Origin of the sequence: Acinetobacter sp. GWC1_38_13 (assembly GCF_001767535.1) — a bacterium.
Lineage (GTDB): Bacteria > Pseudomonadota > Gammaproteobacteria > Pseudomonadales > Moraxellaceae > Acinetobacter > Acinetobacter junii.
Window position 1 is genome coordinate 1 of the sequence record NZ_MELG01000072.1, and the last position, 10016, is coordinate 10016.

Annotated in this window: 6 protein-coding genes and 1 pseudogene; 6 read left to right on the forward strand and 1 reads right to left on the reverse strand. The window is 38.1% G+C overall.

The window, feature by feature from the left end:
* The first annotated feature begins 278 nt into the window (after positions 1–278).
* Positions 279–1017: pseudogene (locus tag A2003_RS07160) on the forward strand (lysozyme inhibitor LprI family protein).
* Between the two features lie 136 nt (positions 1018–1153).
* On the opposite strand, the gene A2003_RS07165 reads toward A2003_RS07160, so the two are convergent.
* On the reverse strand, positions 1154–2500 hold the full coding sequence (locus tag A2003_RS07165) for a PGAP1-like alpha/beta domain-containing protein (protein ID WP_151974367.1): 1347 nt from the start codon (positions 2498–2500) through the stop codon (positions 1154–1156).
* A gap of 264 nt (positions 2501–2764) precedes the next feature.
* Between A2003_RS07165 and A2003_RS07170 the strand changes: the two genes are divergently transcribed.
* The 5 genes from A2003_RS07170 to urtB all read left to right on the forward strand — a co-directional run.
* The gene (locus A2003_RS07170; protein ID WP_004951198.1) at positions 2765–3352 is read left to right on the forward strand and encodes a YqiA/YcfP family alpha/beta fold hydrolase; all 588 of its coding nucleotides are present in this window, start codon (positions 2765–2767) and stop codon (positions 3350–3352) included.
* Between the two features lie 17 nt (positions 3353–3369).
* A complete protein-coding gene (parE, locus tag A2003_RS07175) occupies positions 3370–5253 on the forward strand; it encodes a DNA topoisomerase IV subunit B (RefSeq protein WP_004910003.1) in 1884 nt (627 codons plus the stop codon).
* A gap of 226 nt (positions 5254–5479) precedes the next feature.
* Entirely contained in the window at positions 5480–6820 is a 1341-nt protein-coding gene (locus A2003_RS07180; protein ID WP_286687061.1) for an MATE family efflux transporter, read from the forward strand.
* Positions 6821–7080: 260 nt separating this feature from the next.
* On the forward strand, positions 7081–8361 hold the full coding sequence (gene urtA, locus A2003_RS07185; protein WP_286687062.1) for an urea ABC transporter substrate-binding protein: 1281 nt from the start codon (positions 7081–7083) through the stop codon (positions 8359–8361).
* Positions 8362–8452: 91 nt separating this feature from the next.
* A partial coding sequence (gene urtB / locus A2003_RS07190; protein WP_286687063.1) for an urea ABC transporter permease subunit UrtB occupies positions 8453–10016 on the forward strand: 1564 nt, incomplete at its 3' end.

Genomic DNA, 10016 nt, shown 5'->3' on the forward strand with positions numbered 1-10016 from the left:
CAATTGGTTGTGCGGTAGATTTTGTGTGTAGGCTTCTTCATTTGAAAATTATATCGCTGAAAAAGCCTTTACAGATAGGTTTGTGCAACAAAGCCCAGGTAAACTGATTTAGTTTTTCTTTTTGAATAAAAATGTAAGAATGGTAAGTCTTACATTTTTCAACCTAATATAGTTTATTAAAATGAATAACTTAGGTGTGATATTTGTTTTTAGGATTAGAAAAAAACTATAAAAATAGCAACTTGTCTGAGTTTTGATTTTTATTGAAGGTACATATAGTGAGAAATAGTTTCACTAAGTTTTCTAACGTTTTATTAGTCTCTAGTTTGAGTATCTATTCAAATGCTGCAGATTATAAACCACAACGGTTAGACGAGAAAAAAATATATAGTAATAGTGAGTATGATCTGAATAGTGTATATTCAGATATAAAAGGCTATATCAGTGATAATAAAAACGAAGTTAAGTATCTTGTTGATACTCAACGCTCTTGGTTGAAAAATAGAAATTTAAAATGTAATTTTAATGGAAAAGAAGCAAATTATGAAAACTATAAATGTCTAAGTGATTTTAATAATTCAAAAATTAAAGATTTAAGAAAGTCATATTTAAATTTTGATAGCTTGGAACGGAACTTAATAAAACCATTTAAGTATCAAGATGGTATTATAAAAGAGTTAGAAGTAGGTGGTTGTTATTGTGATGAAAGTATAATTAAGATTTTGAAAAACAAGATATATATATCAGGCTTGTGATCAAAAATTAAATGAACCACGTATATATAATATTGTTGGTAAGAAAAAAGACGAATTTTCTGTAGAGTATCAAATTGATACAAATAATAATAAAGTACCAGAATTTAATTTAGTTTTTGTCACTAATGGAAAAAATGTTTGGAATATTGTTCCTAAGGTTTTTAGAAAAGAAGATTTATTGAATTTAAATTTTACAATTGGCTATACAACTGATGAAAATTTGAAAAACAATAAAATTGATTGCAGCGATTATGAGGAGTAATGCTCTAAATTTAGATTTTTTTTACCTAAGATACAGTGAATTTTATGATTAGAATTACAGTTAAACAAAATTAATCTGAATATTTAATCTCAAAAATCTAAAAAAAGCTCAGCTATACAGCTGAGCTTTTTTACTTTTATGTCTCAACAATCCCTTCTAAATCATCAAAGGTATAATTGTTGGGTACATTAATCATATGTGTTTGAACACCTTCTTCAACGACTTCCCCAACTTCTGGATAAAGCCATCTTGTGATTTGCTCAGCAACACTCGAATGGTATTGAATTTCAAAATGATTCAAACCATAGAAAACAGCTTTATGTGTATCTGGTAATTTAAGCTGAAAACGAGGGTTCGGATGTTCACCAAGAGCACTTTTAACACTGACGAGATAATCACCTATCACTTTAAGTGCTTTATTTTTAACTTTCTCAAATTCTAATGTTCCAGCAATCAGGAATGTGTTGATATGAGATGGTAATGGTGCAGGTTTACGATTGTCGTCCGCGAAGCCGATACGCGCATCATTATGTTCCCAGTCATCATCACGAACACTACCATATCGTAGATCGAGTATCCCATTACTGCGTACATTTACTAATTGACCGATCAGGCTGATAAAAGGGAATGCCCCTAATTTGTCTTGTAAGACAAAACCAAATCGTTCCAGTACGGCACCGTGATGTGGGGAACCGATACATACGAGATTTTCTACCATATGTACCCATTGATGTAGATTTTGTTTGCCATAGAAAAGCGCACTGCGTGAAACCAGTCCACCCATACTATGTCCGATCAAATCGATACTGGTAATACGAGGGTTTCTCTGGATCAAATCTTCTAATACGTTGGCAAAACTGCGACCATTTGCAGAGATTCGACGACCTGTATTGTAATTTAAATACAGCATCGTGTTATTGTCACGCTGAGCAAGTAAACGCTCACCGATTCCGCCATAACGATGATTTGACCAACTCAAATGGTTCATACATAAACCATGTGTGAGTATTACGATACGCCCAGTAAGTTCACCTTGCTGTAATGATCCATAGTGATCATATAACACCATCGGTAATGCGATGGGGTTATGTTGTTTTAGGAAGAAATCCCCAAAAATCCCATTCAATGCACCTACAACAAAATGAAGGCTTGGCGTTAATGGTTTATCGTGTAGAACTGGAAATTTTTCAACGATATGACGCAGACTAGGAGCCAGAAAGCTACTCCCGTATTTTTGAATAGCATCATATGAAAATTGATAGAATTTCTGTAATTGTGGATGTTTCTGTAATTTTTTGGCTTTTTGTGCACTTAAACCGAGCGTAGTCCTTAACACTTCAGTTTGAATTAATTGCACCAGTTCATGAACACCACTCAAACTTGTGCTCACTAATTGTGCCAAACCTTCCAAAACATCTGCCTGACTTGGGGGCGTACTGTCCCATTTGCAGTAGGTTTCATGCAGAGGTGTTAAACTTGGCATATTATTTTTCCCCATCCTTGATATATATACCGAAGGTTTGAAGTTATTAACTTAACATTGTTTAGATAAACTACAACAAACTCTTACATCTTATGTCTTTCAGAACTAATTTTTTTAGAATACTGATGAATGGAATTCAGTATCGTTTTTTGTGTCAGACAATATCGAGCTTAAATGTAATTTATATTGTTATATGTTTAATCATTACGCAAAATAATGTGATTTATTTCACAATAAGTCAAGCACTTGTCTAATTTGGTGCATATGCAAATTATCTATTTACATGGTTTTAGAAGCAGCCCACTGTCAAAAAAAGGGCAAGAGCTGTATCAATATTGTGCAAATCACGATCATATTCACGTGCATTTGCCCGATTTGAATCAACCACCTGAAGTGGTCTTAAAATACGTTTCTAATTTAATCGAAAGTTTACCGCTCGATCAAGTTGTCTTGGTCGGTAGCAGTTTGGGTGGATTCTATGCGACATATTTTGTCGCCAAATATGATTGTCCTGCTGTACTGATCAATCCTGCTATGCAACCATGGCAACTCTTTCAAGAATTGTTCGGTATTGAGCAAATCCCACTCAAAGTCACGGAATCATGGACGCTTGATCACGATCAATTGCAGCAATTACAATCAATTGCTGATACGAAACCAGAACAGGCTGATAAAATTCTCGTGCTGTTGCAACAAGATGATGAAGTCTTGGATTATCGTCAGGCACAACGCTATTATAGTGCCCTACATCCATCTGCATTGATATTAACGGATGTGGGTGGTAATCATGCAATGGATGATTTCAAAGACAAATTACCCTTAGTACTCGAATTTTTGTCGGCAGGCATATAAAAAGGAAGTCAGATCAAGTGACACAATACACGGCACAATCCCTCGAAGTTCTTTCTGGTTTAGATCCTGTTCGTCGTCGTCCAGGGATGTATACAGATACCTCACGCCCAAACCATTTGGCGCAAGAGGTAATTGATAATGCTGTCGATGAGGCGCTGGCAGGGCATGCCGACCAAATTTGTGTGACGGTCTATGAGGATGGTTCGTTGTCAGTTGAAGACAATGGTCGAGGTATGCCTGTCGATATCCATCCAGAGTATGGTCAAAGTGGTATCGAAATCATTCTGACCAAGCTACATGCAGGTGGTAAGTTCAGTACTGATAACTATCAGTTTTCAGGTGGTTTGCACGGTGTTGGTATTTCTGTGGTTAATGCTTTATCTACACGGGTTGAAGTCGCTGTACAACGTCAGGGTAACTTGTATCAAATGGCATTTGAGCAAGGTGAGCCTGTTGCGCCATTGTCTGTGTTAGAAGGTAAAGTTGCGAAACGTGCGACAGGGACAACTGTTCGTTTCTGGCCAGAGGCTAAATATTTCGATAGTCCTAAGTTTGCATTGAAAGCGCTGAAACATAATTTAAAAGCCAAAGCTGTATTGGCGGCAGGCTTAAAAATTATTTATGACGATAAAATCAATAATGAAAAAATCGAATGGCAGTTCGAAAATGGTCTCGTTGACTATTTAATGGATGAATTGGAAGATCGAGAGATTTTACCAGCACCTGCTTTTGTGAGTAGTGGACAAGCAGAAAGAGCCGCGTGCGAATTTGCAATTTGCTGGAATGTTGAGGGTGGTGAACAGATTCAAGAAAGTTATGTCAACTTGATTCCAACTGCGCAAGGCGGTACGCATGTGAATGGATTGCGTTCGGGGGTCACGGAGGCTTTACGCGAGTTCTGTGAATTACGTAATTTATTACCGCGTAATATGAAACTTTCGGCAGAAGATGTCTGGGATGGGGTGAATTTCATCCTATCTTTAAAATTCCAAGAGCCACAATTTTCAGGACAAACCAAAGAGCGTCTCTCGAGTCGTGAAGCTTCGAATATTGTGCTCAATATTGCCAAAGATGCGTTTGCGTTATGGTTAAACCAACATGCTGAGATCGCAACTCAACTAGCTGAAATGGCAATCGCCAAAGCAGGTCGTCGTTTAAAAGCAGCTAAGAAAGTCGAACGTAAGAAGATTGTGGCTGGTCCAGCATTACCTGGAAAATTAGCAGATTGTGTTGGTTTAACACGTGAAGACAGTGAGCTGTTTATTGTCGAAGGGGATTCCGCAGGCGGCAGTGCTAAACAAGCGCGGGACAAAAATTTCCAAGCGATTATGCCGATTCGTGGAAAAATCCTAAATACTTGGGAAGTCTCTTCGGATGAGGTCTTGGCATCTCAGGAAGTCCATGACATTGCGATTGCGATTGGTGTTGATCCAGGTAGTGATGATTTGTCTGAACTACGTTATGGCAAAATCTGTATCCTTGCCGATGCGGACTCAGATGGTCTACATATCGCAACTTTACTCTGTGCATTGTTTGTGAAACATTTTCCAGCCTTAGTTGAGGACGGTCATTTATTTGTCGCGATGCCACCGCTTTATCGTATTGATATTGGCAAAGATGTGCACTATGCCCTAGATGATGATGAGTTAGAGGCAATTCTGAAAAAAGTAAAAGGTAATAAAAATCCACAAATCACTCGATTTAAAGGTCTGGGTGAAATGAATGCCAGTCAATTACGTGAAACCACGATGGATCCAAATACACGTCGTTTGGTGCAACTGGATCTAGATGATGCACATTTAACTGCAGGTTTGTTAGACAAGTTACTCGCGAAAAAAAGAGCGGCTGATCGTAAACACTGGTTAGAGCAGAAAGGTAATTTGGCGGATATTGTGGTTTGATTTGAATCGACTTTTTGCATAGCCCAGTTGATCTGGGCTTTTTTTATGCCTTTTTAAAAAATGTAAATTCATAAGCTGAAAAACAAACATGGAATGCTATTTACTTTTTATCTCTTGGTAAAATTTTATCTAACATTTGAAGCGTATTGATCAAAATAGCTTGTTTGTTTCTAAGATTTTAAAATTCAAATATATCAAATCTTTAAATGATAATAGTGAAAATAGAATGAAGCGTTTTTTAAGTATTTTTTTCCCAATTCTGTTTAGTAATACGATTTTTATTATGAGTGGTGTTATTGATACCGCATTTTTATCTCACTATAGCCATGTGCATTTAACGGCTTTATCGGTTTCTCTCTCAGTTTATATGATTGTTTTTGTGGTGGGCTACGGATTACTACAAGAAATGTTTCAAATCCTCGCAGAAGAAAAAGGGCGGGAAATCAATCAACAAAAATTAACTAACGTCGTGAGTTTGGCCGTATTAATCGCAGCTGTGTTTAGTATTGTTGCGATTGTTTTGATCAACAATACCGAGCATTTATTAACCTTTTTTCAAGCATCAGATACCGTCCTGTTATTGGTTAAAAATTGTTTGATGATTTTTTCAGTCGATCTAGTGGTTCGGCTATGTTGCCGTATCTTAACCATACAAATACAGGTTTTAGATCGTCCAATTATCGCAACTTATATAGGCGTAATTTTTTTATTGATTAAGTTGCCTCTGTCCTATGTTTTGATCAACGGTGTAGCGTACTTTGATATTGCACCTTGGGGTGTCTATGGCGCCGTATTTTCGACATTGCTTGGGGATAGCGTGATGTTGATATTGTTATACGGTTATATACGTGGCAAAGCTATTTTTAAACTTGATCTGAGTCACTTTTCTTTCAATCATGAGTTGTTGATTCGTTTTCTTCGAATTGGAATACCCACCGCTCTCATGATCGTGATTGATGTGATTGCTTTCATGGCGATTTCGATTTTAGCATTACCACTTGGTAGTATCGTGATTGCTTCACATCAAGTGGTCGCTAGTATTTGTTCCATGCTATATATTTTACCTGCCGCATTTTCTGTTGCATTCAGTTTGATGTTATCTGAAAAAATTGGCGCTCAACAGAAACAAGTTGCTTTGCTTTGGTCAAAAAAAGCCTTTCTGCTTATCTTTATTTTTGCCGTCACTTTATGCAGTGTATTACTGCTTATTCGAGATAAGTTCATTTCTCTATTTACCCAAGACTTAGCAGTTATTCAAATCACGACCTCCCTCTTTATCCTCGGAATCTTGTTTCATTTAGCAGATGCAATGTTATGTATTTTTGCAACGGTATTACGCTGTTGGGGCATAACGATTGTGCCAAGCATGATTTATAGCACTTCATTGTTGATCTTTGGTTTAGGCAGTGGACAGCTATTGGCATATTGGGGAATGGATTGGTGGATCTTTGAAACTACTCCATTGGGTATTGATGGGTTTTGGATTGCTTTAATTGGGTCGTATAGCTTAGCTGTCACCATGTGTGCTTTATGTTTTAAATACCGAAATGCCACTTGGATTCGTTGAAACAATCTGATTTTTTGAATCTTCTGGATCAAAAAGTTAAATATTCTTTATCTGAGCAAGGTATGAATTTTCTATTTTGCCTAATTGTGCTTCATTTTAGTTCAGCATGTATTTTTTGTATGCAATGTTGTATACAAGATTGGATTTTTTTCTACTAGTTTGAATTAATTTTATTATAAAACAATATCTTGTTGTGTTGGCACAGATATTGAATAACTCCATTCAGTAAAAATCAGAAGATCAACCTGTGGAGAACAAAGATGCAAAATAAATTGATGTCGATGTCTGTACTTATGGCAGCGATGATGGGGGTAGGACTGGTCGGTTGCTCAAAACCAGCAGAGAAAACAGAACAAACAAAAACTGAAGCAAAAACAGCACCAGCAGAAAGTGGCGACACCATTAAAGTGGGGATTCTGCATTCCCTTTCGGGCACGATGGCGATTTCTGAAACTTCCCTGAAAGATACAGCATTGATGACTATTAATGAAATCAATGCCAATGGTGGTGTACTCGGTAAAAAATTAGAACCTGTTATCGTTGATCCAGCATCAGATTGGCCGTTATTTGCTGAGAAAGCTCGCCAGTTAATTACTCAGGACAAAGTCGCTGTTATTTTCGGTTGCTGGACATCAGTATCACGTAAGTCGGTTCTTCCTGTGGTTGAAGAGTTGAATGGTTTACTGTTCTATCCAGTTCAATATGAAGGTCAGGAACAATCAAAAAATATTTTCTATACAGGCGCAGCACCGAATCAGCAAGCCATTCCTGCGGTGGAATATTTAATGGGTGATGAGGGCGGTAAAGCACAACGTTTTGTTTTACTCGGTACAGATTACGTCTACCCACGAACAACCAATAAAATCTTACGTGCATTCCTGAAGTCTAAAGGTGTTGCCGATGCAGACATCATGGAAGAGTACACACCGTTTGGTCATAGTAATTATCAAACCATTGTTGCCAATATCAAGAAATTCTCCGCAGGTAAAAAGACTGCGGTGATCTCCACCATCAATGGCGATTCCAATGTTCCTTTCTATCGTGAGCTTGGTAACCAAGGTATTAAAGCGGCTGATATTCCAGTGATGGCTTTCTCAGTTGGCGAAGAAGAATTACGTGGAATTGATACCAAACCATTGGTGGGTCATTTAGCGGCATGGAACTATTTCATGTCAGTTAAAAATCCGAAAAACACTGAGTTTGTGAATAAATTCAAGCAATATGCAGTGGAATACAAGCTTCCAAATGCCGACAAAGTTGTGACCAACGATCCGATGGAAGCGACTTATGTTGGTATCAATATGTGGAAACAAGCGGTCGAAAAAGCAGGTTCTACAGAGGTTGATAAAGTTCGTGATGCAATGGCAGGTCAAACTTTTGCAGCACCATCGGGTTATACCCTCAAAATGGATGAAACCAATCACCATTTACATAAGCCTGTGATGATTGGGCAAATTCGTGGTGATGGGCAATTTGATGTTGTTTATAAAACGCCTCAAACCATCAAAGCTGAGCCTTGGAGCCCATATATTCCTAAATAATTTTCCTATGCAACCTGCTGTTTCGGCAGTAGGTTTTTCTTAGTTTTATTTCTTGTTGATTGGTTTAAATAGAAAATATAAGGGGAGTCTTATGGCGAAACACTATGTTTTGGCAATGCTCTGCATCATGGCACAGATCATGTTTAATCCTGCATGGGCAGAAGTTACTTCACCAACAATTGTGACGTCTACAACTTCTCAGGATGCCATCCAAACTTTTGTTAAATCTGACTTTGCTACTCGTCGTGCCATGTTGAATCAATGGCCAGCCAGTATTGAGCAACTCGATCAGTTGGTGGCATATATTGATCAAAATGAGTTATATACTGATAGCGCAGGCAATACTTATATTCTAAAAAACGATGAAAAATTATTAAGTTACCCACAACTACAAGTCATCGAAACTTGGCCTTCAGACTTGTCTCAAGTGACTTTGGTCAATACCTTGCGTAAGGCACTGAACTTTGGACAAGCCAAAGTTAAATTGAATTCTGATGATGCATCACAACGTTTAGCCGCTGTTGATATTTTAGAAAATAACTTGGATGAGCTTGATGTAGCAACGATCAAACAACTCTATCTCAATGAAAAAAGTGAAGGTGTTAAAGCCCGTTTAGCGCAACTGAAAGCTCGTTTAGATTTTAACAGTTCAGATGAATTCACCAAGATCGAAGCAGTAAAAGTTTTGGCGGATTCAAATCGTCCAGATGTATTGGCATTAATCAATCAAAGTTTAGAACAACCACAAAATAATCCCGCATTGAAAGCAGCTTTAGTTGAAGCACAAAATAAAATTAAAACGCGTATTCAAATCAGTGAATGGTCAGGCCATGTATTTTCAGGTTTAAGTACGGCCAGCATTTTGCTGCTTGCAGCACTTGGCTTAGCCATTACCTATGGTTTGCTTGGTGTCATCAATATGGCACATGGTGAACTCATCATGATCGGTGCTTATACCACTTACGTCATTCAAAGTTTTTTTAAAACCCATTTTGCAGGCTTGGTTGATTGGTATTTATTGGCAGCGATTCCTGCTGCATTTCTGGTGAGTGCGCTGATTGGTATGTTGATTGAACGCACGGTGATTCGCCCGTTGTATGGTCGCCAATTGGAAACATTATTGGCAACCTTTGGGGTGAGCTTAATCTTGATGCAATCGGTTCGCATGATCTTTGGTGCACAGAATGTTGAAGTGTCGAATGTCGCATGGCTTAGTGGTGGTATTGCCCTAACGCCAAGCCTGATGTTGCCATATAACCGTATTGCGATTATTGGTTTTACTGTGGCGGTCTTACTGCTTCTAGTTTTCTTATTGAACAAAACCCGTTTCGGATTATTTGTTCGTGCTGTGACACAAAACCGTCAAATGGCGCGTGCCGTGGGCATTCGATCTGCACGTATCGATATGCTGGCATTTGGCTTAGGTTCAGGTTTAGCTGGTCTTGCAGGTTGTGCGTTAGCACAAGTAGGGAATGTCGGGCCTGACCTCGGACAAAACTACATTATTGATGCCTTCCTTGTTGTCGTCGTCGGTGGTGTGGGGCAAGTGTGGGGTGCTGTACTTGCAGCCTTAGGTTTAGGGATTAGCGGTACAGTTCTAGAGATTGGTCTAGGTGCAGTTTTAGCAAAAATTATTCTCTTGGTTCTTGTGATTT

Excerpts from the sequence above, each read along its gene's own strand:
- A2003_RS07165 (WP_151974367.1), bottom strand. The coding sequence starts at position 2,500 with ATGCCAAGTTTAACACCTCTGCATGAAACCTACTGCAAATGGGACAGT.
- A2003_RS07170 (WP_004951198.1), top strand. The coding sequence starts at position 2,765 with ATGCAAATTATCTATTTACATGGTTTTAGAAGCAGCCCACTGTCAAAA.
- A2003_RS07180 (WP_286687061.1), top strand. The coding sequence starts at position 5,480 with ATGAAGCGTTTTTTAAGTATTTTTTTCCCAATTCTGTTTAGTAATACG.
- urtA (WP_286687062.1), top strand. The coding sequence starts at position 7,081 with ATGCAAAATAAATTGATGTCGATGTCTGTACTTATGGCAGCGATGATG.